Origin of the sequence: Archangium primigenium (assembly GCF_016904885.1) — a bacterium.
GTDB lineage: Bacteria > Myxococcota > Myxococcia > Myxococcales > Myxococcaceae > Cystobacter > Cystobacter primigenius.
In genome coordinates this window covers 6050533-6073479 of record NZ_JADWYI010000001.1, presented here as the reverse complement: position 1 = coordinate 6073479, position 22947 = coordinate 6050533, and the positions used below count along the sequence as shown (strand labels likewise).

At 72.3% G+C, this 22947-nt stretch carries 23 protein-coding genes; 6 read left to right on the top strand and 17 right to left on the bottom strand.

Annotated elements, in window-relative coordinates; all coding sequences use genetic code 11:
- Positions 1-37: 37 nt before the first annotated feature.
- From I3V78_RS24920 to I3V78_RS24910, 3 genes are all read right to left on the bottom strand, one after another.
- Positions 38-844: a hypothetical protein gene (locus I3V78_RS24920; RefSeq protein WP_204490940.1), complete on the bottom strand. Its 807-nt coding sequence runs from the start codon at positions 842-844 to the stop codon at positions 38-40.
- Between the two features lie 49 nt (positions 845-893).
- Positions 894-1409, bottom strand: coding sequence for a hypothetical protein (locus tag I3V78_RS24915; protein ID WP_338023739.1), 516 nt, complete (start codon positions 1407-1409; stop codon positions 894-896).
- 243 nt (positions 1410-1652) lie between these two features.
- Complete coding sequence (locus tag I3V78_RS24910; protein WP_204490938.1) at positions 1653-2786, bottom strand: hypothetical protein; 1134 nt, start codon at positions 2784-2786, stop codon at positions 1653-1655.
- A 153-nt stretch (positions 2787-2939) separates the two neighbouring features.
- Here I3V78_RS24910 and I3V78_RS24905 point away from each other — a divergent pair, with 153 nt between their 5' ends.
- A complete protein-coding gene (locus tag I3V78_RS24905; RefSeq protein ID WP_204490937.1) occupies positions 2940-3209 on the top strand; it encodes a hypothetical protein in 270 nt (89 codons plus the stop codon).
- A gap of 6 nt (positions 3210-3215) precedes the next feature.
- Positions 3216-3989, top strand: a complete 774-nt coding sequence (locus I3V78_RS24900) for a hypothetical protein (RefSeq protein WP_204490936.1) — start codon at positions 3216-3218, stop codon at positions 3987-3989.
- On the opposite strand, the gene I3V78_RS24895 is transcribed toward I3V78_RS24900, so the two are convergent.
- From I3V78_RS24895 to I3V78_RS24840, 12 genes are all read right to left on the bottom strand, one after another.
- Entirely contained in the window at positions 3984-4457 is a 474-nt protein-coding gene (locus I3V78_RS24895; protein ID WP_204490935.1) for a hypothetical protein, read from the bottom strand. The genes I3V78_RS24900 and I3V78_RS24895 overlap by 6 nt on opposite strands.
- Positions 4454-5386 (bottom strand): COG1470 family protein, encoded by a 933-nt coding sequence (locus I3V78_RS24890; protein ID WP_204490934.1) that lies wholly within the window; start codon positions 5384-5386, stop codon positions 4454-4456. The genes I3V78_RS24895 and I3V78_RS24890 overlap by 4 nt, the downstream gene beginning before the upstream one ends.
- Positions 5386-5901, bottom strand: coding sequence for a phage tail protein (locus I3V78_RS24885; protein ID WP_204490933.1), 516 nt, complete (start codon positions 5899-5901; stop codon positions 5386-5388). The genes I3V78_RS24890 and I3V78_RS24885 overlap by 1 nt, the downstream gene beginning before the upstream one ends.
- Positions 5888-8476, bottom strand: coding sequence for a putative baseplate assembly protein (locus I3V78_RS24880; RefSeq protein ID WP_204490932.1), 2589 nt, complete (start codon positions 8474-8476; stop codon positions 5888-5890). The genes I3V78_RS24885 and I3V78_RS24880 overlap by 14 nt, the downstream gene beginning before the upstream one ends.
- Positions 8476-8910, bottom strand: coding sequence for a GPW/gp25 family protein (locus I3V78_RS24875; RefSeq protein ID WP_204490931.1), 435 nt, complete (start codon positions 8908-8910; stop codon positions 8476-8478). Before I3V78_RS24875 ends, I3V78_RS24880 begins: the two co-directional genes overlap by 1 nt.
- Positions 8907-9245: a hypothetical protein gene (locus tag I3V78_RS24870; RefSeq protein ID WP_204490930.1), complete on the bottom strand. Its 339-nt coding sequence runs from the start codon at positions 9243-9245 to the stop codon at positions 8907-8909. Before I3V78_RS24870 ends, I3V78_RS24875 begins: the two co-directional genes overlap by 4 nt.
- Entirely contained in the window at positions 9245-10720 is a 1476-nt protein-coding gene (locus I3V78_RS24865) for a phage baseplate assembly protein V (RefSeq protein ID WP_204490929.1), read from the bottom strand. The genes I3V78_RS24870 and I3V78_RS24865 overlap by 1 nt, the downstream gene beginning before the upstream one ends.
- The gene (locus I3V78_RS24860; protein ID WP_204490928.1) at positions 10717-11454 is read right to left on the bottom strand and encodes a CIS tube protein; all 738 of its coding nucleotides are present in this window, start codon (positions 11452-11454) and stop codon (positions 10717-10719) included. Before I3V78_RS24860 ends, I3V78_RS24865 begins: the two co-directional genes overlap by 4 nt.
- A complete protein-coding gene (locus I3V78_RS24855) occupies positions 11454-11657 on the bottom strand; it encodes a hypothetical protein (protein ID WP_204490927.1) in 204 nt (67 codons plus the stop codon). Before I3V78_RS24855 ends, I3V78_RS24860 begins: the two co-directional genes overlap by 1 nt.
- Positions 11658-12285: 628 nt before the next feature.
- Complete coding sequence (locus tag I3V78_RS24850; RefSeq protein ID WP_204490926.1) at positions 12286-12774, bottom strand: phage tail protein; 489 nt, start codon at positions 12772-12774, stop codon at positions 12286-12288.
- A complete protein-coding gene (locus I3V78_RS24845; RefSeq protein WP_204490925.1) occupies positions 12767-13981 on the bottom strand; it encodes a phage tail sheath C-terminal domain-containing protein in 1215 nt (404 codons plus the stop codon). The genes I3V78_RS24850 and I3V78_RS24845 overlap by 8 nt, the downstream gene beginning before the upstream one ends.
- Position 13982: 1 nt before the next feature.
- Positions 13983-14666: a carboxypeptidase regulatory-like domain-containing protein gene (locus I3V78_RS24840; protein ID WP_204490924.1), complete on the bottom strand. Its 684-nt coding sequence runs from the start codon at positions 14664-14666 to the stop codon at positions 13983-13985.
- Between the two features lie 340 nt (positions 14667-15006).
- Between I3V78_RS24840 and I3V78_RS24835 the strand changes: the two genes are divergently transcribed.
- Positions 15007-16194 (top strand): RICIN domain-containing protein, encoded by a 1188-nt coding sequence (locus I3V78_RS24835; RefSeq protein WP_204490923.1) that lies wholly within the window; start codon positions 15007-15009, stop codon positions 16192-16194.
- Between the two features lie 113 nt (positions 16195-16307).
- Here I3V78_RS24835 and I3V78_RS24830 read toward each other — a convergent pair whose 3' ends face one another.
- Both I3V78_RS24830 and I3V78_RS24825 read right to left on the bottom strand, forming a co-directional pair.
- On the bottom strand, positions 16308-17963 hold the full coding sequence (locus I3V78_RS24830; RefSeq protein WP_204490922.1) for an NHL repeat-containing protein: 1656 nt from the start codon (positions 17961-17963) through the stop codon (positions 16308-16310).
- 46 nt (positions 17964-18009) lie between these two features.
- Complete coding sequence (locus I3V78_RS24825) at positions 18010-18654, bottom strand: TetR/AcrR family transcriptional regulator (RefSeq protein ID WP_204490921.1); 645 nt, start codon at positions 18652-18654, stop codon at positions 18010-18012.
- A gap of 133 nt (positions 18655-18787) precedes the next feature.
- Between I3V78_RS24825 and I3V78_RS24820 the strand changes: the two genes are divergently transcribed.
- The 3 genes from I3V78_RS24820 (at position 18788) to I3V78_RS24810 (ending at position 22937) form a co-directional block, all read left to right on the top strand.
- The gene (locus I3V78_RS24820) at positions 18788-19729 is read left to right on the top strand and encodes an efflux RND transporter periplasmic adaptor subunit (protein ID WP_204490920.1); all 942 of its coding nucleotides are present in this window, start codon (positions 18788-18790) and stop codon (positions 19727-19729) included.
- Positions 19730-19837: 108 nt separating this feature from the next.
- On the top strand, positions 19838-20701 hold the full coding sequence (locus I3V78_RS24815) for an efflux RND transporter periplasmic adaptor subunit (protein WP_204496789.1): 864 nt from the start codon (positions 19838-19840) through the stop codon (positions 20699-20701).
- On the top strand, positions 20691-22937 hold the full coding sequence (locus I3V78_RS24810; RefSeq protein ID WP_204490919.1) for a peptidase domain-containing ABC transporter: 2247 nt from the start codon (positions 20691-20693) through the stop codon (positions 22935-22937). Before I3V78_RS24815 ends, I3V78_RS24810 begins: the two co-directional genes overlap by 11 nt.
- Positions 22938-22947 lie beyond the last annotated feature (10 nt).

Sequence of the window (22947 nt, the reverse complement as noted above, 5' to 3'; positions counted from 1 at the left end):
CCGGGAGCGCCGACCCCAAGGTAGTCAGTGCTTGATTTCAATGCCTCTCCAAGGCCCTGTCCCAGTCGTACAACAGTCCATTCACCGCGTAGACATGGGCGCCCGAGACATCTTCCCAATCCGTTGGGCTGAGCGCGGCGAGGCGCTCGCGCAAGAAGTCGGGATCGTCGAGCGCCTCAGGATGTTTGATGTCGTTGTCCCGCTTTGTCACGACAGGCGCCAGTCGAAGGATGGCCTGGACACAGTCCTCATGGGTGGCGCGCGCCATGCGCTCCACCGTGAGCGTCAGGTGCTCACGCACCGAGGCGGGTCCCCCGGGGCACCAAGCCTCCATCGTCTCGCGGTAGAGACGCGCCATGAGTTCATCGAGCGTATGTCGATAGGCACCGAACTCCCTGTAGGCGTAACGCGGGATGTCGAGCACGTCCCAGAAGTGGAGGAGCGCGGTGAATCGTCGGGTCATGCTCCTGACGCTTCGAGGCGGGGATGGCAGCACGACCTGCTCGAGCGCGCCCCAAGGCGTGCTCAGGCAGAAGAATTCGAAGTCCTCTCTGCACTTGTCTTGCTCTCGAGGGACGCCCTGGAGCAACCCCCAGAAGATGTCGGAGAAGAGATAGATTCGCCAGCGGGCGTGGGGGGTGATGTCGAAGAGGGTTCCCGCCGTCACTTCCAGAAGCTCACCGGGAGCCACCCGGCGCATCCGCCTCGGTCGGGTGAAGGTACCGCTTTCAAGGTACTCCCGAGCCCACCGCTGACTCTGTTCATCCACCTCGCGGATGACGTCTTCGGTGAGGCCATGGAGCATCGCTGGAAACTCGAGTTCCAGGGACTGGGGCAAGGTCATGGTCGGGGCCCTACCACGGAGGTCAGATGTGACTCAAGTGCCCACGCGCTCAGTGGCAGTCCACGGGCAGGTAGACATCGCCTGGGAACTCGCCAGAAATGCTTCCCCCATCGAAGGCGTCTCGGAGCAACTGCTCGACCACTTGACCGCGCTTCTCCACTTCATCGAAGGGCAGCTCCAGCTGAGCCTGGGCCGCGCGCTCCTTCCAGGACGCCCCGGGTCGCTTTCGCCGGTAGCTCCAGCGGTAGAGCGTCACGCCGGGCTCGGGTGTGCGCCAGGACAACTGCCAGAGCGCGCCCCCTTGCTCGAAGTCGAGGAAGAGCGAGCCGTCGAAGCCCGTGCCTCCTGTGAATGGTGGGTGCGGCTCGATGGCGGCGTTGAGCGCCTCCAGGTAGCGCCCCGCCTGGAGGCGGGCTTCCGCACGGCCCTCCGCGTTGTCCGGCTTGATCTCGAAGAGGACGCGCGCTTTCGTATCGGTGATGTCCGGGCGCAAGCGCCCCACGAATTCCGGAAGACGGTTGGGGTCTCCCAACTTGCTCTTCTCCACGATGGTGGAAAGAGGCACGGGATCCAGAAACACGGAGTGCCCCAGGTGTTGCGCCTGATATTGCCTGCCAATCGCGAAGTGCGCGGCTCGGCCAAGAAATGCGCCCCAGGGCTCCTTCGAGTCGGGCTTGCGGCCGGGGAGGGTGGAGGAGGGCGGTTCCGCTTGGGCGGCGAGCGCTACCCAGACCGCCAGGAGAAGACTCATCCGTCGCCAGGAGACTCCAATCCATGTATTTCTCATGCTCACGCCTCGATCCAAAGGTCAGGGCGCGGGCGCCAGGTCCGGTGACACGGGCACGCGGCGCGTCCCCGGGCCATTGGGCGTCGTGGCGCTGTTGTTCGTCACCCGCCGCATCTTCGAGCGCAACAGCGGCAGGTCCTTGCGCAGGGCGCTCACGAACGCGGACGGGGCCGTGGGCTCCACGTAGAAGGCCACCGTGGCGCCCGTCGCGTCCGTGACGTAGGCGCCGTAGTCCCGCAGGGCCTCGGCCACCATCCGGCCCTGGGGCGTCAGGCCCAGCGTGTCGAGGTCCACCGACGGCGGAATGGCGAAGTAGGCCCCCATGGGCACCTGGCCCTTGTAGGTCGTCTCGCTCCCCCAGTCCTGCTCCGTGGCGGGCCACACGTAGCCCTTCGCCGTGCCGTAGCCCTTCGCGTCGTAGCCGCTCGTGCCCCCGCTGTAATACAACTGCACCCGGTCCACGGCGACCGCCAGCGCGTGCTGGATCTTCCCCGTGTACTTCGGATGGCTGGGATTGCTCTCCCACTCGCGCAAGAGCCCGCCAATCGCCGAGCCCCCATAGGCCCGCACGCCGTTGCGCGGCCCGATGCCCGTTCCGTACAAATCAATCGTGTGGTGGCGTCCGACCCGGTAGGCCGTCTCGGATTGGCGGGTGGTGCTCCACGCCTCGTCGATCGTCTTGCGCCCGGGCTGGACGACATGCATGTGTTTGTCCGAGCCCGTGGCGATGGGCGCCGTCGCGGGGATGTAATACGAGCCGCTGCGCCAGGAGTCGTTGGTGTCCGTGACCTGCGCCCAGGGATCACCCGTCGTCGCGAACGCGATGGGGTGGGAATAGCTCGTCGAGTTGGCCCAGGTCGTGAGGGTCACCCCGTTGAGTGACGTGGCGATGAAGTCCCGGGTCGCCGGATCGGTCGTGCCCGCGTACGTCGCCCCGGTGCCGATGGGCAGGTTCCAGACGGAGTCCGAGCGGAAGGGGTGCAGCGTCGCATCCCGGGTGCCCGCCAGCGTCGTGCTCGCCTCCACCCGAGGGAGGGGGGCCTCCGTGCGCGCCTCGTCCGGGGCCTCCCCCCCACACGCCCCCAACGACAACACCGGGAGGAGCGCGCGGGCGGTGGCGAGGGGTCGTGAACGCGCGAGGGCAGGGCGGGGCATCGGAGTCTCCGGGAGGGGGCGGGTCATGTGTGGAAGTCGGATTTTACACGTTTCCAGTCACATCCCGCGCCCCGGCCCTCCAACGAGAAAAAGAAGGAGGGTGTGCCCATGGTGGCAGGAACATCCCGACGTGCATTCAGTCCCCAGTCGATCGTGGCGTATGCCATTGCCTATGGCCTGGCCGCGGTGGTGCTCATCATCGGTCTGGTGTCCATGGCCGTGCCCTGGCTGGCGCTCGGCGCCTGGATGCTGGCCAGTCTGACCGTGCTCGTCATCGACCGGGCGGCGGGCGAGCGGACGCCCCGGCCCGGTCATCCCGAGGACAACCTGGGCGCCATCTTCCACGGCAGCACGACCGCCCTCATCATCATCTGCGTGCTGGGCGTGGCCGCGCTGGTCGTGGGCCTCGTCGTCGCCCGTTAGACGGACATGTCACTCCACCGGACCTGGTTCGTCGTGGCCCTGGTGTTGCTCGCTCTGTGTGTCCTCGTGGAGGGGGGCGCCTCGGTCGTGCTGCCGCGCCCGGTGGCCAGCCGCGCGGACATCGAGGCCAGTCTGCGCGCCGAGAACGCCGAGGAAGACCTGAGCGTGGAGGACGTGCTCGCGATGCAGCGCGAGCACCCCCCCACGCCGGGCGTGGGCATTCCCTCGCTCGCGCTCGTGGATGGCTTGCTGCTCTTCTCGCTCGGGCTCATGGGCGCGAGCCTGCTGCTCTCCGAGCGGCTCCATGGGCAGGTGCAGGGCGCGGTGAGTCTGCTCGTCGCCGTGCTCGCCCTGCTCGCGGGCATCGTGCTGGCCCTCGTCCTCTTCGCCTTGCTGATGACGATGGTGTCCCTGCTGCTCTCCGCGCCCTTCGGCACCATCGCCTACCTGGCCCTCTGGGGCTTCTTCAACCGCTCGGGGGCCGCCGCCACGCTCGGGCTGCTCCTCCTGCTCAAGCTGGCCGCCGCCCTCTGTCTGGTGATCGCCCAGCCGCGCTTCCTCCAGAACAAGGGCCTGGTGCTGCTCTTCCTCACCTCGCTGCTCGCCCAGGCCCTCGTCGGCTTCCTGCACGGGTGGGTGCCGTCGATCCTCGTGAGCATCGCCGATGCCGTGGGCGGCCTCGTCGTGCTCGTGCTCGGCCTGCTCTGGGCCGTCGTGCTGCTGCTCGGCGCGCTCGTCTCCCTCTTCCGCGTGCTCAAGCTCAAGCGCACCGCCTCATGAGCTCCCCCGCAGCGACACCGGGCACTCGGCGGTGGCGGCCACGGGGCGGGTGCACGTGAGCCGCACCCGGGCCCCCGCGCCAGGGATGTCGAAGCCCCGGCGTCCCGTCACGTCCTTCACCGTGGCGGGCAGCGCGGGGCCCTCGTGGGGCTCGAGCCGCACGTCCACCCGGCCGCCCGACAGGGGCTCCAGCTCCAACGTGCGCACCCGCGCGCCCGCGCGTGCGATCTCCAGCTGACACGGCCGTCCGGGCTCCACGCGCACCGTGTCCCCGGTCCGCCCGCAGCCCGTGACCGCCATGTCCGCGCGCGCCACGGGCCCGGGTCGCAGCAGGCGCTCGCGCCACCGCTCGCGCGCCTCCGGGGACAGAGGAGGACCGCCGCCCCGGGCCCCCAGGCCCACGCCCAGCAAGGACAGCGTGACGCAGGCGAACACCCCGAGCAGCAACAGGACGGTGACGGGCTTCATGGCGGAGACGGCTGGACGAGGGGGTGGGGGAGGGGCTGCCGGATCCGGCTGAACTCCTCGAGCAGGCGCGGGTCACGGACGACGATGGAGAGGTTCTCGCACCGGCCCTCGCGGCAGATCTCCCCGGGGCGGCAGCGCGGACAGCGCACGATGTTGGGCGTGCACTTGCCCCCGACGCAGGCGCCCGTCGTGCATTGGGACGTGTCCGTGCACACCTCCCCGAGGGGCAGCAGGCAGCGCGAGGCCAGGTGGCACGTCAGGGGCGAGCGGCAGTCGTCCGCGCTGTCACACGCGTCCCCGAGCGTCAGGCGCTCCTTGCATTCGGTCGCCTCGCAGCGGCCGGTGACGCACTGCCCGGCCTGCTCACAGGGCTTGAAGCCCGCGTTTCCCCGGCAGAGGCCTTGCTCACAGGCCAGGGGCGAGGCACAAGCCTTCTGGGCGTCGCACGCGCCTCCGAGGACCACCTTGGGCGGGGGCGGGCTTCCGCGCGAGAGGAAGAGGGCCAGGCCCCCGCCGCCGATGAGCAGCACGCCCGCGGCGAGCGCGACGATCCACCACGGGAAGCGCTTTTTCGCCACTGGCGCGGCGGCCACCACGCGGAAGGCCACCGCGGGGCTCCGGTCGTAGTGCTCGTCCGGGTTGGCCTGGCTGGCCACCACCACGGAGAAGCCGTAGGCCCCGGGGGGCGTGCCCGGCGGCACGGTGATGCGCACGGGGAGCACCGCCGTGCCGTCCGGCGCGAGCGCGCGCTCCGCGCCCTCGGGGAAGGTCATCCATCCGGCCGGGGTGCCGCCCGAGGGCTCCACTGTGGCGCGCACCCCCACGGCCGTGCCCAGCCGGTTGGACAGCGTGAAGGCCACCTCGCCGTGGCCCGAGGCGTCGAGGTCCACCTGGGGGGTGGTGGCGGTGAGATCGAAAGCGCGTGGCATCAGCTCGCTCCTGGGGAAGGCCGCTCGAAGAGCAGCTCGTGGGTGAGGGAGGCGGGCTTTTCCCGGGCGATGATGGCTTCCAGCATCGCCCGGTGGGGCTCCAGCGCCGCGGGGGCGCGCACCCGCAGGTGGAAGGGACGGGGACGTCCGTCCGGGCCGGGCACCCGCTGCTCGAGCACGAAGTCCGAGCGGCCCGTGGCCGTTTCCAGGAAGAGCGACAGGCCCCGGGCCGTGCCACGCCAGCGCGACAGCTCCACCGCCGCGGCCACCAGCTCGCGCAGCCGGCCCAGGCCCGTGGTGACGGGCAGCTCCAGGTCCACCCACCGCGCCAGGAAGGGCACGAAGCGCTCGGGCGCGCGCGCCGGGTGGAAGAACGTGGGCAGCTGCGCCAGCGCCGCCTCGGCGGGCGCGTGCAGGGCCTCCATGACGCCCAGCAGGCCCTCCAGGAGCGTGCCCTCGCCCCGGGTGCGCTGGAAGATGCCCGGCAGGAGCCGGGCGATGTCATCGCGCTTCATCGACCGTCACCACCTCGAGCGCGTGCGCGCCCGACACGAGGAGCCAGGTGGGCGGCAGCGTCACCTTCTCCGTGAACTCCTCGGTGGAGCAGGGCACATAGCCGCCCCCCGGTGCCCCACGCCGCCGCCAGCAGCCCGCCTGGCCGCCCACGAGCAGCAGTCCGCCCTCGGGCGCCGCCGCCAGGGCCTGCACGGGCTGGAAGAGCCGCTCGCGCTCGCGCAGGGGCAGCCCACTGTCCACCCCCGGGCGGCTCCACGCGGCGTCGCGCCGGCTCGCGTCCATCCACAGCACGCCCGCGCGGTGCGTGGCGGCATGGGCCACGTTCCCCTCGAAGGCGAGCGCCAGGCAGCTCCCCCCGTCCCAGCCCTTGTCCTGCGCGAGCCACCCGTCCGGGGGATCCGCCGCGCCGAGCAGCTCGCGGCGCAGGCAGCCCTTGCCCGCGTCCTCGCCGCTGGCCGCCGCGAGCCCCGCCCAGAGAAAGGCCCGGGGCCCGTCGTGCTGCACCTCCAGCACGCGCACGTCCTGATCCTTCAGGCCGATGGGCCGGAACCCCTGGCCGCCCGAGTGGGAGAGGTAGACGCCGCGCATCCCCAGGCCCGCCACCGCCAGGCTCACGCCCCCGCGCGCATCCGGCGCCGAGGCCACGCAGGCGAAGCCCAGATCATGGTCCGCCGGCTCCACCAGCACCTGCAGGGGCGTGGTGGCCTCGGCGCCCACCGTCAGCTCGAAGAGGCCCACGCGCGTGGCCAGCCACAACACCGGCACCCCGTCGCGCAGCGTCCAGGCGAGATCCTCCACGTGATCCAACGTGTGCGTGGCGCGCTCCCACGTCTCGCCGCAGTCGCGCGACAGGTGGACGCGCGAGTGCTGGGGCGCGTCCGCCACGCGCGCCGCCACGGCCACCCACCCCGCGCGCTGGGGATGCGTCTCGACCACCTCCACCTGCTCGCCCGGGAAGCGGCCCACGCGCTCCCAGCCGTCCGCGCCGCTCACGGTGCGCAGCAGGGCCTCGCCGCCTCCGGCGAAGAAGGTCCTCGGCTGGAAGGCGTCCTCGCACAGCGTGCGCACCTCCCGGGGCACTTCGTCCACCCGCAGGCGCACCTGGTCCACGTAGCTCACCCCGGGCTCGGCCAGGAGGATGTCGTAGACGTGCGAGGCCCGCAGCGCCTCGCCGAAGGGCCAGCCCTCGGGCCGCGCGGGCGTGGGCAGCGGGGAGAGCGCCTGGTGCAGCCGCGCGAGCGAGCGACGCTCCAGGGCGGCCAGGTCCTCCGCCGCGTGCGCCACCACCCGCGCCCGCACGCACACTGTCTTGTAGCGCGCGTGGCTCACCTGGCACGCGGTGCCCAGGGCGATGCGCTCGTCGAGCACGGCGCGCACCCGCGCCAGCGCCTCGTCCGTCTCGTGCTCCCGCAGGGCCTCCTGGGTGACGCCCTCGTCGGCGGGCCCGCGCACCTGGGGCGGCAGCGCGGGCACCAGCAGCACCTCCACCGTGCCCGGCACCGCGTGGGCCCACAGGTGGGCCTGGGTGAAGGCCCGGGCACGTGCCGCCCCCGCGCCGCGCAGCGCCAGGCGCTCGTAGTCCTGGGCGGTGATGGCGCGCCCGAGCGAGTGCAACTCCTGCGGGCCCCGGACCAGCGCGTTCTCCAGCGTCTCGGCGGCGCGGCCTCCCACCGCGGGGGCGGGGTTGGTCACCCGCACGCCCGGCAGGGCCACCTTGAGCGTGTCCAGGGCCCCCGCGGCCACGTTGCCCGCGAGCCCGCCGCCGCGCAGGTACCACACGACGATCACACGCCCCGCGCCAGGACTGGCCGCCAGCGTCCGGGGCTCGGCGGACAAGGCGCCGTCCGGCTCGAGCATCCGCGCCGCCGGCGCGAAGGTGAGGGTGCCCGTCATCCGGTCGACCATGAAGGCGGGCTCGTCCGGCGGCAGGTGGGTGAAGCTCTCCACCTCGTGCCACAGCCGGAAGGTCTTGCCGCCCCACGTGCGCGCCGGCACCCGGCCGGTGAGCTCCTCGGGCCGCGCCTCCACGCCCACCACCAGATCCCGCCCGTCCCCCGTGGGCGCCACGATGGGCGGACGCCGCACCGTCACGCTCAGGCCGGGCTGGCCCGTGCCCACGCCCACCGCTTCCCCCTCCACCTGCTCGCCATGGTGGGCGAGCCCCTCCGCCTCCACGGCCCCGGGCGGAATGCGCACCGGCTCGGCGGTGAGGAAGACGATGGGCTCGGCCCCGGCCGGAGGGCGCGAGGTGGTGACCCCCGTGCCGCGCGGAATCTCCACGGGCCGCTCGGCGGGACGCGGCAGGGTGAAGCGCAGGCGCGCGGTGGCGGCGCTCGGCGACTGCAAGCGCACGCCGAGCAGCCGCAGGAACTCCACGTAGGCCTTCTCCGGCAGCCGGTTGAGCCGGTAGAGCAGCGTGTCCGTCAGGTACGCGAAGAGCTCCAGCAGCACCTGGCCGGGGTCATGCGGGCTCGGGTCCGTCCATTCAGGACAGGCGCGGGCGAGGTGCGCGCGCGCGTCCTCGAGCAGGCGCTGGAAGTCCCGATCATCCAGGTGGGGAGAGGGCAGGGGCATCAGAGGGTTCCTCCAGCGAGGTGCAGCCCGAGCGACACCCGGTCCGGGCGCTGGGTGGCGCGCACGCGGTACTCCAGGAAGAGGTCGAGCCGGCGGGCGTCGTCGGCATCGCGCCAGGCCTCCACGTGGAGCCGATCGATCCGGGGCTCCCAGCGCTCCAGGGCGCGGCGCACATAGTGGATGGCGAGCCCGGCGGTGGTGTCGTCGTTGGGCGCGAAGGCGAGCCGGTACAGCTCGCAGCCATAGTCCGGGCGCATGACGCGCTCGCCGGGCACGGTGGACAGCAGCAGCAGTACCCCCTGGCGCACCGCGGCCTCGTCCCGCGCCAGGGCGATGCCGCCCGAGGCCGACAGGCGCAGGCCCAGGGGTCCCCCGTCCCCGGCGTCCAGGTCCGGGTGGGGGAAGCACCAGGCGCGGGAGCGGGGCGCGCTCATGGCTCCTCCGAGACGAGCGTCTGGCCGGGCGCGGTCACGTGGTACGTCACGACGCCGGGCGGGGTGCCGTCGGTGAGGCCGGTAACGGCGTCGAGGACGACGGGCGCGCCGTCCACGTGGATCCACGCGGAGTAGCCCGAGCGCACCGCGAGCGTGGTGGTGCACGGCTTGATGGTGGGCCCGATGTTGGGACAGCCCGAGAGGGGGCGGCCCACGGGGTCCGCGCGCACGAGCACCGGACGGTCCTCGACCGTCACCCAGGTCTGCGCGGCGGTGAGCCTCGCCACGCCCAGGTGCGCGCACTTCAGCACCGCGTCCAGGGTCACCCAGCGCATCAGTCCCTCCTCCGGAAGTCGATGCGGGCCGCCTCGATCCGCAGGGGCTGGCCCGGGGCCTCGATCTCGAGCGCCGTCTCGGCGTGCAGCCGGACGACTCCGGGGGACAACTGGAGGTAGCTGCCGCGCGTGTCCTCCACGCGCAGGGTGCGCGTCTCGTCGTTGAAGCGCAGCTTGAGGCCCTCCGGGGTGAGCAGGTTGAAGCGGCGCACCGCCGTGCCCGTCACGCCCGCGTCCGGCGGCGCGTGGGGCCCGTACAGGCCGCCCATCACCACGCCGCAGGCGGGGTCTTCCTCCGCGAGCAGGAGCAGCACGTGGTCGCCCACGTCCGGCAGCACCACCAGGCCCTTGCCCGCGCCCGCGCCCAGGCAGAGCACCTGCATCCAGTCCGTCTCCACCTCGCCGCAGGTGGACAGCGAGACACGCACCCGGCCCAGGCCCTCCGGATCATCCACCCGGCTCACCACGCCGGGCACCACGGGCGAGGCGCGCGTCCGGGCCCGCCGGGGCGGTGGCGCGGAGGACACCTCGCTCAGGAATCCGTGGCGTGCATCCAGCGTGTGGGTGACGGTGGTGAGCACGTAGCGGCCCTCCGCGCCCGGCAGGACACCCTGGAGATCCACGCGCGTCCCGGGACGCAACCGGGGATCGCCCCGCGCCACCCCCGTGAGCACGCGCTCGCGCGCCCGTTGGTAGGCCCACTCCGCCCGGGCCCGGGCCTCGGCGTGCGCGGCGCTCTCCGTGCGCCCCTCCACGAGCGTGCGCCCGGGTCCGCTCCCGGCGTCTCCCGCGCGGGCCGTGTACACCTCCCCCCGCGAGGCGTTCCACCCGGCCGACGCCACCGCGCGGCACGCGGACGGGCCCCGCGCCTCCACGCTCGCCTCCACCAGCGACTCGCCCCAGCGCAGGGGCAGCGCCTCTCCGTGGCCCTCGAGCGACAGCAGCCGCAGCACGCGCCCGTCGAGCACCCACCACAGGCCCCAACGCTCGCTCTGGTCCACCAGCCACTCGAGGTCCGATTGGCCGTGCTGGATGAGGTGCTGGCCGCGCGGTCCGGCCTCCGAGGCCTCGACACTCAGGCCCAGGTCCGCCACCAGCTCCCGCGCCAGGTCCTCCACCGTCACCTGCACGTGCGCGCGCACGGGTTGCCGCTCGCGCAGCCGGTGCATCACCTCCTGTCCCCGCACCCGGAGCTGGCACGTCCCCGAGGCCGCGTGCACGGAGTCCACCGCCGTCACCTCGCCCTCGAAGAGCGGCTCGCGCCACGCCCCGAGCGACACCCGCAGCGCGGCCCCCGGCGCCAGGCGTTGGAGGGCCCCGGGTTGTCTTGGCGCGGCGAAGACGAGCTCGCACCCGGCGGGCAGGGACAGGGCCTGGTGGACGCGCACCGACTCCAAGCCGCGCAGGGCCTCGGCGTCCAGGCGCAGGCCCTCCACCTCGATGCGCGGCTCGGGCAGGCCGTGGAGAGACGTCATGACGGGCTCCGGAGCGCGGTGGCGGGAGGCAGGCGCAAGAGCGTGCCCGTGGGCAGGTGCAGGGGATCGTCGATGCCGTTGAACGCGGCGATGAGCCGCCAGCACGAGGGGTCGCGGTAGCGCTCCCAGGCCAGCTCGTCCAACCGCTGTCCCGAGCCCGGTTCGGGTCCGCCCACCAGCGCCTGGGTGTCGAGGTCCTCGGCCTGGGGCGGGGGGGCGAGCGCCGAGGGGTCGACGACCGGGGGCCGAGGCGCTTCCTCCAGACGGCGGGCGGCGTCGTCCTCCACGCGCAAGAGGCGCAGGGACAGCCACGAGCGCCGGGGCGTGCCGGTGGCGGTGAAGTGCTCCAGCCGCTCGGCCACCGAGGCCACCACGCACGCCAGGTTGATCGACTTGCCCCACACGACGCGCAGCACCGAGGGCAGGCCCTGGCCCGCCTCCACGGGGCCGCCCTCCGCGAGCCGCCACAGGGGCCGGGTCAGCTCCCGCACGTCCTCGGTCGTCAGGGGCGGCTCCACCCGCGACACGTCGAAGAGCAAGTCCAGGAGCAGCTCGGTGGTGCCGCCGCCGGTGAAGAGCAGGGGCGTCTCCACGTGCCCCCCGCTGGAGATCGCCCCGGTCCAGGCGCGCCAGGGTCGCACGCCCGCCGTGCGGCGCAGGCACAAGGACTCCGGATTGAGCAGGGCACTGAGCCTCAGACCCTCGGGCTCGATGAGAAAGGCCACGCGTTCCATCACAGCGCTCCTTGTTCGTGGTCCAGGCGCCGCCGCCGTTCCCACTCACGCAGCAGGGCCTGGGGTTCCTCGGGCTCGGAGGCGTCGAGCGGCGGCGGCTCGGGCCAGGACGCGGGCGCCTCCGGGACGTTCTCGGGAGGTGGGGCCTCGGCGAGTGCGCGCGGCGGGGGCCGGGTCTCCTCGTGCACCTCTGCCCGAGCCACTCGCCGAGCTTCTCGCCGAACCTCTTTCCGGGGCGCGGCGGGGGACGAGGGTGAGGGAAAGGGCGAGGGTGAGGGGGAGGGGGAGGGCTCCCACGGGGGAACGGGGAGCGGCTCGCGCGGAGCGGGCGCGTCCGGACGTGCCTCGGCGACCGTGACGCGCGCGGGCGCCGGGGCGGGCGCGGCGGCCGGGACGGAGGCGGAGGCGGAGTCCGCGGACGCGGGGACCCGGAGAAAGGCGGGGGCGCGTGGCCGGACACGCGGGGCGGAGGGCCTCGGTGGGGGCGGCGCGACGCGCGGGGGCGGCGCGGCCTCCGGCTCCGGGACGGCGGCCGGGAACGGGCGCTGGAGCGAGGGCGAGGGCGAGGGCGAGGGCGGTGTGTCGTGAAGCTCCGGGACGTGCGACGGCTCGAGCATCCAGGGCGCGGTCCGCCGCACGAGCTCCACCCAGTGCGCGGGAGGTCCCCGCCGCGTCGCCTCCACGAGCTGGCGCCAGTGGGCGGGGGGCTCGTCGGGCGCGGGCCGTCGGGAGGACCGGGCGTGCGCGTCCTCTTCCAGGACCCGCTCCGCCCAGGCCTTGAGCCACCGCGCGAGCGCGAGGGTGAGCGCGCTGCGGCGCCGTCCGTGAAGTTCAGCCGCCACGGTGGAGGGACTCGAAGACGAGGGTGAGGGACTCGATGGCCACCATCTGCTCGAGCGCATCCAGGCCCGGGCCGTGCCATTCCGAGGGCCAGGCGTCCACCAGGTTCCAGCGGAACACCTCGGTCATCCCGTCGGGCCCCGTCATGAGGATGGAGACGTTCTTGCGGCTGGGGGTGCCCTGGAGCGAGTCCTGGAACCAGGTCCACAGCGCGCGGGACGTGGTCACGCCGAAGCGCAGGGTGACATCCCCATAGGCCACGGGCCCGGCGAGCCGGCGCACCACGGTCCCCGCGCCGCCTTCGCGGTAGCGCAGCGCGGTCACCTTGGCCTCCAGCCCCACGCACGCGGTGAAGTGGCCTTCGCTCACCCCGTTGATGTCCAGCTTGAAGTTGTACACGCGCAGGGGATCCTCCCGCGCGCCCGGTTGGGCTCCCGAGGGCTCGGGGGGTGGGGTGTCCGCTTGTCTGGGCTCAGCCACGGCTCGCCTCCTCTTGCGCCACACCGCCCGCGTACTGGCCGATGCGGAAGATGATGAATTCGGCGGGCTTCACCGGCGCCAGGCCGATCAGCGCCACCAGTTGCCCCGCGTCCACGACCTCGGGGGGGTTGGTCTCCTCGTCGCACTGGACGAAGAACGCCTCCTGCTCGGTGCGCCCCACCAGGGCGCCGTCGCGCCACAGCCGCCGCAGGAAGGCGCCCACGTCGCGCACCACCGAGCGGCGCAGCGTGAGATCGTTCGGCTCGAACACCACCCAGCGCGTGCCCCGGGCGATCGCCTCCTCCACCATGCAGAAGAGGCGGCGCACGTTGAGGTAGCGCCACTCGGGATCGCTCGAGAGCGTGCGCGCCCCCCACACCTTGATGCCCTCCTGGGGGAAGAAACGGATGCAGTTGACGCCGCTCTGGTTGAGCACCCCCAGCTCCTCGCGCGTCAGGGACACGGCGAGGCCCTCCGCGGCGCGCACCTGCTCGTTGGCCGGGGGCTTGTGCACGCCCCGCGTCCCATCCACCCGGGCGTAGATGCCCGCCACGTGTCCGGAGGGCGGCGCGTTCACCAGCTTCCGGGGATCGAACGGGTCATACAGCGACACCCAGGGCGTGTAGTACGCGCCGTATTTCGAGTCCCGGGCCCGGACGCCCGGCGCGCGGCGGGGAGTGGCGTCCGGCGCACCGGCCTCGGTCCGCTCCCGGTTGACCGCGCCCACCTGGCACAGCTGCTCGACGGTGGCGTCCTCGGGCGCGTCCAGCACGGCCACGCGCTGCTGCATCTGCTCGGCGTGGGTGAGCAAGGCATTGTAGGCGCTGGGATCCGTGAAGCCGGGCGCCGCGACGATGGCCACCTCGTCCACCTCGCGCAGCACGTCCAGTCCGCCCCGGCGCGTACCCCCGCCCCCCACGAGGCTGGGGCTGTCCCCGATGTTGACGACGAAGCAGCGCCGCCCGCCGTTCTGGAAGAAGCCATGCACCGCGAGCGACAGGGGCGTGCTCTGGGGCTCCTTCGTCTGGCAGAACTCCTTCACGAAGTGGGACCAGTGATGGATGGCCACCGCCTCGTGCAGGTGCGCCGAGAGGTCCGGCGCGCGGCCCACGAAGCCCGCGGTGCTCGTGCCCCCGGCCTCCAGGGGCTTGGGTCCCCGGGAGACCTCCTCCACATAGATGCCCGGGGTCAGATAGGTCGTCGCCACGTCATGCCTCCTTCAATGCCAGACGGATTCGCAGGGCGCCCGCCTCGGTGGGCAGCTCCTCGGGCCGCACCGAGAGCACCTCGCCGCGCGCGCGCACTTCCAGCCGCCCGAGCGGCGTGCCCGCGGGCACCGAGGCGAAGTGGAACCGCCCCTGGGCGTCCGTGGGGACGCACAGGTCGAGCGAGGGCAGGGCCACCTGGGCCTGGGCGATGGGCACGTCCCCGGGGCCCAGCACCCGGCCGCGCAGCGCCACCGCCGGTACGGCCCGGACGACGAGCGGCTGGGTGACCCGCGGCACGGACGGCGCGGGGCGCTCGCGCGTGACGGGCACCCGCAACCGGAAGGCCGGCTGGGGGAGCACGCCCAGGGCCGCCCACACCGCCAGCGGCGGAGGCGCCAGCTCCACCTCGAAGTCCGCCTGCTCCTGGGCCGCGAAGACGAGCGCGCCGAGCAGCGCATGGGCGCGCTCCGGGGACTCGCCCCCCGTGGTGACCAGGTAGCAGAGCTGAAGGCGCGTGGCGGGCCGACCCTGCTCTCGGGGCAGCGGCGCGGGGCCGAGCTCCAACAGGTAGAGGCCCACCCCGGCGGCCCCGGCCGCGCGCTCGGGCGGTCCGAACGAGACCGGAGCATGGCGGACCACGCCCTCCACCCAGGCCTTCACGCGTTGATCGGCTGTCTCGATCATCCCCGCACCACCCACCGAAGAAAATTGAACCGCGAGCCGAAAAGCCTGACAGCCACGGCGTCAGGCATTGGCGGCGCGCGTCATGTTTCGTCTGGGTGGAGGCGGCCCGGGGCGTTTGTGATGGTCTGTACAGTTCGCCCGGGATTCTGGGATTGGCGCTTTCTCAGATGACACGAGCCATCAGGAAGTGATAATCAGCGATTCCAAGCCAGAGCGGACTTTCGCGCAAAAGCGCCAAATCACGCCATGCCTGTAAAACTCCAGCGTACTGGGAGGGCCGGGCGGGTCCGCGGGGCGGGTGGGAAGCGCCACCGCTTCAATTCCTTACGTGGAGTTCAACATGTCGCGAATGACCGTACTGGGCTGTGTGTCCGTGCTGGGCGTGCTGGGTGGACTGACGGGCTGCAACGTCTCCGAGGCGGAGGGCGTCGAGGAGAGCGGGCAGGTGGAGAGCGCCGCCATCGTGGGCAGCATCGTGGAGGGTGACTATGTCATCCGCTCCGCGATGACGGGCAAGTGTATGGACGTGGCCTCGGGCAGCAACGCCGACGGCGCGAAGATCCAGCAGTGGGACTGCAACGGCACCACCGCGCAGAAGTTCCGCATCTCCCCGACGTCGGGCGGCTACTGGAAGATCATCAACGCGGCGAGCGGCAAGAGCCCCGACATCGAGGCCAACAGCACCGCGCAGAACGCCCGGGTGCACCAGTGGACGTACCTGGGAGGCAACAACCAGCAGTTCAAGTTCGTGGGCCGGGGCAACAACCAGTTCAGCATGCACCTGCGCCACACGGACATGGCCGTGGACCTGTACTGGGGCTCGGCCAACAACGGCACCGAGTACGTGCAGTACCCGTACACGGGCGCGGCCAACCAGCACTTCACCTTCGACCGGGTGGACGGCGGCAGCACCACGCCGCCGCCCTCCTCGGGCACGGGCTGTCTGGCCCGGGGCGATGGCCGCACCAACCTGCGCTTCATCAACCGCTGCTCGTTCCCGGTGACGTTCGCCGGCAACAACATCACCGGCGGGGACCTGGCCTCGGGCGGCGAGGCGTGCCGCAACCTCGGAAGCACCACGGAGATGATGCTGACCAAGCGCTACTGGGGCTTCCGCAAGGGCGAGGACCCGGGCTTCGAGCACCACTCGCTGGCGGAGTTCGGCTTCAACGAGGTGTTCTACCAGTACAACAGCTGGGACTGGTTCAACCTCAGCCACGTGGACGCGGTCAACCTGCCCCTGAAGATCGTCCCCTATGATCTGGCGGGCGGGACGACCTGCAACGGTCAGACGCGCAGCTGCCCCATGGACATCCTCGCGGGCTGCCCGGACGTGGGCAAGCTGCGCAACGCCGCCGGGCAGGTCATCGCCTGCGTGAGCCGCGACCGCGACAACCCCAACAGCCCCGTGGCGCGCCACTTCGACGCCATGTGCTCGCAGTCCTACTCCTGGTCCGGTGACGACGCGGGCCCCATGGCGGCCTGCAACGCCGAGGACTTCGACATCGTCTTCTGCCCCCCCAACTAACCGACGGGCGAGGCACCGGACATGCGAGGCACGGTGGGCTCCCGGTACAGCGCCGGGAGGCCATCGCGCCTCGGTCGTTTCTCCCCAGGGGTGAGGGCCCCCCGAGGCCCGCGTCAGCGCACGGGCACGAAGCGGTAGAGCGCGCTCTCCTTGTCGGAGGACATGTAGATGGTGCCCGAGCCGCCCACCGCGACGCCGGTGGGGAGGTAGCCCGGCGGCAGATCCCCCACCCGCGGCAGCCCGATGTTCAGGTCCTGGGCGATCACCGTGGAGCGCCCCGTGGCCGGATCGATGCGCACCAGCCGCTTGGCGCCCACCTCGGCGACGATGAGCCCGCCATCGGGATGACGGGCGATGCCCTCGGGGGCCTTGAGGCCCTTGGCCACCGTGCGCTTGTTCCCGTCCGCCAGGCGCACCCGCGTCACCTTCCCCGAGTCCACCTCGGTGACGTACACCCCGGGCTCCGCGGCCTCCGTGTCGGCCACGAGGCCCACTGGACCCGCGAGCCCCTCGGCGAGCACCGTGCTCGTCGCGGCCTCGTCGGCGGCGATGCGCACGAGCCGGCCCTTGGCGGCCTCGGCGACGAGCAGCGTGCCATCGGCGAGCTCCAGCGCGCCCTGGACGCCGTTCGTGTTGGGGATGGTGCGCAGGATGTCGCCCGAGGCCCGGTCCAGCACCTGGAGGCTGGCCAGGTAGGCGCTGCTGAGCACCACGTGCTGGGCGCTCAGGCTCACGTTCATCGGGAAGGTCATGCGGCTGGAGAGCACACGCGTCGTCTGGGAGATGGCGCCGTCCTTGCCGCCCACGCGGCGCAGGGCGTACACGTCCGCCACGTACAGCCGCTCCTCGGGATCATCCGGCGCGACGGCCAGGCCCGAGGGCACGCTCAGCCGCGCCTCGACGACGGGCTTCACCGAGCCGTCCGCGGGGTTGACCACGCGGATGTCGTTGTCGACCATGTTGGACACGTACACGAGGTTGTCGGGACCGACCGTCAGGTTGTCCAGGCCCGTGGGCAGCTTCGCGACGACCTCCTTGTCCCCCGTGGCCACGCGCACGCGCACCAGCTCGCCCTTCACCGAGTCGAGCACGAAGAGGTGCTCGCGGCTCGTGTCGAAGTTGACCGCGACCGGCATCGCGAAGCCTCCCGCCACGGTCTCGAGGGTGCCCGTGTCCACGTCCACCCGGACGACCTGCCCCTTGAGCAGCAGCGGGCCGTAGAGGTTGTCGTCCGGACCGAACTCGAAGCCGTTGAGGAAGCCCGGATCGGCGATGACCGTGCGGGGCGGCTTCTTGCCGCTGGGGTCCGCCTCGGACAGCGCGTCGACGCCCCGGCCCAGCTGGGTGACGTAGAGCCGGCCGTCCTTGCGGAACGCCAGCGAGTTGAGGCCCGGCAGGTTCTTGGCCAGCACGCGCGTCTTGCCATCCGGCGTGCGCCGCATCAGTTGGCCGGCGAAGTAGCCGGTCCAGTAGACGGAGCCATCGGGGCCCACGGTCACGTCGTCCGCGCCGCCCTGCGGCGGGCCCACCAGGGGGGACACCTTGCCGGTGGCCAGGTCGATGGTGTGCACGGTCTGGCCGAGCAGGTTGCTGGCGAGCAGATGCCCCTTCCCATCGAGCGCGAGGCCATGCACGCCCTGGAAGGGCGAGCCGGCGACGACCACCTCCTGGCGGTAGGTGGGGGCGGCGGGGGCCGGCGGGGCGGCGAGGACGGAACCGCTCGTCAGGGTCAGACAGGTGGCCAGGGTCAGGGGGAGGCTTCTGCGCATGCTCGTCTCGTGGGGGGAGTCAGGGTCGGACTGCGACGGGCCCGGCTCATCGCCGGGAACGGGGGGCGCGGGTCGTGCGCCGTTTCTTCTCGGGAGCGGGGGGCGCCTTGAGCAGCCGCAGCAACACCTCGAGCGGAGGCGGGGGCAGGTCCTCGTCCACCGCCCGGCTGAGCGCGAGCCCATGCAACAGGGCCATCAAGGCGCGCGCGAGATCCAGCGGGGCGCCGGGCAGGACCGAGCCCGCGCGCTGGCCCTCCTCGATGAGCGCCGCGACCTGCTCGAGCACCCGCTGCCGGTAGAGGCGCAGCGCGTCGCGCACCAGCGGGGGCGCGTCGTCCTCGGTGAGCGCGCGCACGACGAGGAAGAGCGACTCGGGGCTCTCGTGCACGCCGTGGATCATCCGCGTGCACACCGTCTCCAGCCGCTCCCAGGGCGTGTGGGCCTGGCGCCGCACCTCCGCGAGGAACACGTCCCAGTGCTGCAGGGTGTCCTCGAGCGCCGCGGCGAACAGCGACTCCTTCTGGGGGAAGTAGTGGTAGACGAGCCCGTAGCTGATGCCCACCTCGGCGGCGATCTCGCCAATCTTCGTGGCGGCCAGCCCCTTGCGCGCGAACACCCGGCGCGCCACCGCGAGCAGGGCCTGTCGGCGCTCGCCCTTGAGCTGCTCCACCTGCTGTGCCGTGCGTGGCATGTCCTGGCCCATCCCGTGTTTTCGACTGACACGTCTATCAACCGCAAAGGCCCGAGGCAAACCTTCCCAGGCGAGCGGGCGGCGCACCTGGGCATAGGAGGGCGTGAGAGCGCTGGGATATGCTGGAGGGCACATGGGGCCACGAGCGTTCATGGGTGGGCTGGGACTGGGCGTGCTGGCCCTCGTGGGCGCCGTGGCCTCGCTGCGCCAGACGGCGCCCCCCGCTCGTCCGGCCGAAGCGCCCCGTGTGGTGGCCCCGGAGCGTCCGGCGCTGCGCGCGGCCGAGAACGGGGAGGGGTGGCTGGGCGTGCTCGTCGCCGAGGAGGCGCTGGACGTGGCCTCGCGGCTGGAGGCGCGGGTGGACAGCGTGCGGGTGCAGGTGGGCAGCGTGGTGCGCCAGGGCGACGTGCTGGTGACGCTGGATGCGCGGCGGCTGCGCGAGGACCTGGCCATCGCCGAGGCGGGCCAGCTCTCGAGCAAGGCGGAGCTGGAGATGGCGGGGCTGTCACTGGAGCAGTCGCGCGAGCGCCTGGAGCGGCGCGAGTCCCCGGAGCAGCTGCGCCTGCAGGCGCTCTCGGCCGAGGAGCTGTCCGTGGCGCGCTACGAGCTGCGCATGGCGGCGGCGAAGCTGGAGGTGGCGCGCGCCAAGGTGCTCGAACAGGAGGCGCGCGTGAGCCAGCTGCGCCAGCAGGTGGGCGAGGCGAGCCTCCGGGCCCCCTTCGACGGCGTGGTCGCCGGCCGCTACGTGCACGCCGGAGCGCTGGCCCGGGCGGGACAGACGCTCGTGCACCTGCTGCGCAGCGGTAAGTCCCAGGTGCGCTTCGCCATCCCCATGCGGGAGATGCGCGCGGTGGCGGTGGGGCAGCCGGTGCGCGTGCGGGTGCCAGAGGGGGGCCTCGTGCTCGAGGGGCAGGTGACGCAGGTGGCCCCCGAGGTGGACGTGGCCACGCGGATGGTCTTCGCGCTCGCGGACGTGACGGTGAGGCCGGGCAGCCCGGTCCCCGCGGGCTCGGTGGTGCGGGTGACGGTGTCCGGCGAGCAGGCGCGGGCCGCGAGCACGGGCACGGGCAACTAGACTCCAGCGGAAGCGGAGGCAGCGAGCGTGGAAGGCAAATCGTCCATATTCCGGAAGGAAGCCCTGGACTACCACCGGCAGTTCCGCCGCCAAGAGGGCGACGTGCTCATGCTGTCGCCGGGCTGGACGCGGTGGACGTTCTGGGTGCTGGTGGCGATGCTGGGCACGGGCGTGCTCATGTGCCTGGTGGGCACGGTGTCCGAGTACGCCACCGGGCCGGCCATCATCCGGATGAACCAGCGCCGGGACGTGATGGCGCAGGGGGCGGGGGTGGTGGTGTCCGTGGAGGTGCAGCCCGGCCAGCGCGTGGCGGCGGGCCAGGTGCTGGTGACGCTCCAGACGGAGGAGGAGCGCTCGTCGCTGGTGCGCATCGAGCACGAGATGGAGATGCTGCTGGTGCGCTACATGCGCGACCTGTCGGACCAGTCCGCGCGCCAGGCGCTCACGGCGCTCGGGGCCGAGCGCGAGCAGGCCCAGGCGCGCATCGAGGCCCGGGCCCAGCGCGCGCCCGTGGCGGGCATCGTGGGGGACGTGCGCATCCAGCCGGGCCAGTACCTCACGGTGGGCACGCTCGTGGCGTCCATCGTGGAGGACAACGCGTCGGCGTACCTGCTGGCGCTCTTGCCCGGCTACTACCGGCCCTTTTTGAGCCCCGGCATGCCCCTGCGCGTGGAGCTGGACGGCTTCCAGTACGAGTACCGCGAGCTGCGCATCGAGTCCGTGGGCGAGCAGCTCATCGGCCCCGGCGAGCTCAAGCGCTACCTGGGGCCGGACCTGGCGGACACGGTGGAGACGAAGGGGCCCATCGTGCTGGTGCGCGCGGCCATCCCCTCGCGGACCTTCTCCGTGCGCGGCCGCACCCTGGGCTACTTCGAGGGCATGCCCGCCCGGGCCCAGGTCGCCGTGCGCGCCGAGCCCATCTTCCTCGCCATGATTCCGGGCCTCAAGGTGCTCTTCCCCCATGACGACTGAGCCCAAACCCGCCGCGCCCCCGCCTCAGCCCGGTGGGGTGTGGCAGCGCTTCCCGGCGCTCCAGCGGTTGCGGCAGCGGCTGCGGCGCGTGCCCGAGGTGCGCCAGTTGGCCGCCACGGACTGCGGCGCCGCGTGCCTCGCCATGGTGCTGGGCTACCACGGCCGCGAGGTGACGCTCGACGAGGCGCGCGAGGTGACGGGCCCGGGCCGCGACGGCGTCTCCGCGCGCCTGCTCTTGGACTCCGGCCGCAAGCTGGGCCTGCGCGGACGGGCCGTCTCCATCGACCTCAACCGGCTGCCCTTCCTGCAGCCCGCCTCCATCCTCCACTGGGACTTCAACCACTACGTCGTCTTCGAGCGCATGGTGGGCGAGCAGATCCAGATCGTGGATCCCGCCCAGGGCCGGCGGCTCATCACCCGGGAGGGCTTCAGCCGGCACTTCACCGGCGTGGTGCTCCTGTTCGAGCCGAGCGAGGACTTCCAGAAGCTCAACACGCCGCGCGCGGGGGCCTTCCGCTACCTGATGCCGCTGCTCAACCAATCGGACACGCTCGGGCGCATCGTGGTGCTCTCGGCGGTGCTCCAGCTGTTCGTGCTCACGGTGCCCGTGCTCACGGGCATGGTGGTGGACCGCGTGGTGCCGCGCGGGGACTACCAGCTGCTCTCCGTGCTGGGCGTGTCGCTCGGCTCGCTCGTGCTCTTCCAGTGGGTGTCGTCGCTCTTGCGCGGCCACCTGCTCCTGGAGATGCGCACCCGCATCGACGCGAGCATGACGCTCGGCTTCCTGGATCACCTGGTGGACCTGACGTTCGCCTTCTTCCAGCTGCGGCCCGCGGGCGATCTGATGATGCGCATGGGCATGCAGGCCACCGTGCGGGAGATCCTCTCCTCCACGGCCATCTCCACGCTGCTCGATGGCACCATGGTGCTCATCTTCTTCGCGCTCTTGTTCGTGGCGAGCCCCTGGACGGGGCTCGTGGTGCTGGTGCTGGGCCTCCTGCAGTTCCTGCTCTTCCTCTTCACCCGCGAGCGCCGCCGCAGCCTGCTGTCGCAGAACCTGGAGCTGGACGCGAAGAACCAGAGCTACCAGATCGCCATGCTCACCGGCATCCAGACGCTCAAGGCGTTCGGCGCGGAGAAGCGGGCGGTGGAGAACTACTCGCACCTGTTCGTGGACGTGCAGAACGTGACCCTGGACCGGGGACGGCTGCAACTGCACGTCGACTCCATCCTCGGCGCGCTGCGCATGGCCTCGCCGCTCATCCTGCTCAGCCTGGGCGCCTGGCAGGTGCTCCAGGGCCAGCTCACACTCGGCGAGATGCTGAGCCTCAATGCCCTGGCGGGCAGCATGCTCTCGCCCCTGGGCAACCTCATCGGCTCGGCGGCGCAGTTCCAGCTGCTGGGCGGCTACCTGGAGCGCATCAACGAGGTGCTGGACGCCTCACCCGAGCAGTCCCGGGACAAGCCCGGCTTCTCCCCCGAGCTCAAGGGCGCCATCGAGCTGGAGAAGGTCTCCTTCCGCTACAGCGCGCACTCGGCCCCGGTGGTGCGCGACGTGTCCCTGCGCATCGAGCCCGGGCAGATGGTGGCGCTCGTGGGCCGCTCGGGCGCGGGCAAGTCCACGCTGGCCAACCTGCTCCTGGGCCTGTACCTGCCCACCGGCGGACGGGTGCTCTACGACGGGGTGGATCTCAACAGCCTGGATTTGCGCTCGATGCGCGCGCAGATGGGCATCGTGCTGCAGGATCCGTCCTTCTTCGGCTCGTCCCTGCGCGACAACGTCACGCTCGGCAGCCCTGGCCTGCCGCTGGAGCGTGTGGTGGAGGCGTGCAAGCTCGCGCACGTCCACGACGACATCCTCGCCATGCCCATGCAGTACGACACGCTGCTGGTGGATCGCGGCCTGGCGCTGTCCGGCGGGCAGCGCCAGCGGCTGGCCCTGGCGCGCGCCCTGGTGCATCGCCCGGCGGTGCTGCTGCTGGACGAGGCCACGAGCGCCCTGGACGCCATCACCGAGGGGCAGGTGCAGCAGGCGCTGGCGGAGCTGCGCTGCACGCGCATCGTCATCGCCCACCGGCTGAGCACCATCCGCCGCGCGGACCTCATCGTGGTGATGGACGCGGGGCGGCTGGTGGAGATGGGCCGCCACGAGGAGTTGCTCGCGCGGGGTGGCCCCTACGCCCAGCTCGTCCGGGCGCAGGTGGAGCAGACCGAGCCCCTGTCCCAGGCGAGCTGAGAGGCCCGGC

Bases quoted from the DNA above. Each gene is read 5' to 3' on its own strand.
- I3V78_RS24900 (WP_204490936.1), top strand. From the start codon at position 3,216: ATGTCACTCCACCGGACCTGGTTCGTCGTGGCCCTGGTGTTGCTCGCT.
- I3V78_RS24835 (WP_204490923.1), top strand. From the start codon at position 15,007: ATGTCGCGAATGACCGTACTGGGCTGTGTGTCCGTGCTGGGCGTGCTG.
- I3V78_RS24825 (WP_204490921.1), bottom strand. From the start codon at position 18,654: ATGCCACGCACGGCACAGCAGGTGGAGCAGCTCAAGGGCGAGCGCCGA.
- I3V78_RS24865 (WP_204490929.1), bottom strand. From the start codon at position 10,720: ATGACGTCTCTCCACGGCCTGCCCGAGCCGCGCATCGAGGTGGAGGGC.
- I3V78_RS24875 (WP_204490931.1), bottom strand. From the start codon at position 8,910: ATGAGCGCGCCCCGCTCCCGCGCCTGGTGCTTCCCCCACCCGGACCTG.
- I3V78_RS24890 (WP_204490934.1), bottom strand. From the start codon at position 5,386: ATGCCACGCGCTTTCGATCTCACCGCCACCACCCCCCAGGTGGACCTC.
- I3V78_RS24840 (WP_204490924.1), bottom strand. From the start codon at position 14,666: ATGATCGAGACAGCCGATCAACGCGTGAAGGCCTGGGTGGAGGGCGTG.
- I3V78_RS24895 (WP_204490935.1), bottom strand. From the start codon at position 4,457: ATGAAGCCCGTCACCGTCCTGTTGCTGCTCGGGGTGTTCGCCTGCGTC.
- I3V78_RS24860 (WP_204490928.1), bottom strand. From the start codon at position 11,454: ATGGAACGCGTGGCCTTTCTCATCGAGCCCGAGGGTCTGAGGCTCAGT.
- I3V78_RS24810 (WP_204490919.1), top strand. From the start codon at position 20,691: ATGACGACTGAGCCCAAACCCGCCGCGCCCCCGCCTCAGCCCGGTGGG.
- I3V78_RS24910 (WP_204490938.1), bottom strand. From the start codon at position 2,786: ATGCCCCGCCCTGCCCTCGCGCGTTCACGACCCCTCGCCACCGCCCGC.
- I3V78_RS24880 (WP_204490932.1), bottom strand. From the start codon at position 8,476: ATGCCCCTGCCCTCTCCCCACCTGGATGATCGGGACTTCCAGCGCCTG.
- I3V78_RS24885 (WP_204490933.1), bottom strand. From the start codon at position 5,901: ATGAAGCGCGATGACATCGCCCGGCTCCTGCCGGGCATCTTCCAGCGC.
- I3V78_RS24870 (WP_204490930.1), bottom strand. From the start codon at position 9,245: ATGCGCTGGGTGACCCTGGACGCGGTGCTGAAGTGCGCGCACCTGGGC.
- I3V78_RS24820 (WP_204490920.1), top strand. From the start codon at position 18,788: ATGGGGCCACGAGCGTTCATGGGTGGGCTGGGACTGGGCGTGCTGGCC.
- I3V78_RS24830 (WP_204490922.1), bottom strand. From the start codon at position 17,963: ATGCGCAGAAGCCTCCCCCTGACCCTGGCCACCTGTCTGACCCTGACG.
- I3V78_RS24920 (WP_204490940.1), bottom strand. From the start codon at position 844: ATGACCTTGCCCCAGTCCCTGGAACTCGAGTTTCCAGCGATGCTCCAT.
- I3V78_RS24815 (WP_204496789.1), top strand. From the start codon at position 19,838: ATGCTGTCGCCGGGCTGGACGCGGTGGACGTTCTGGGTGCTGGTGGCG.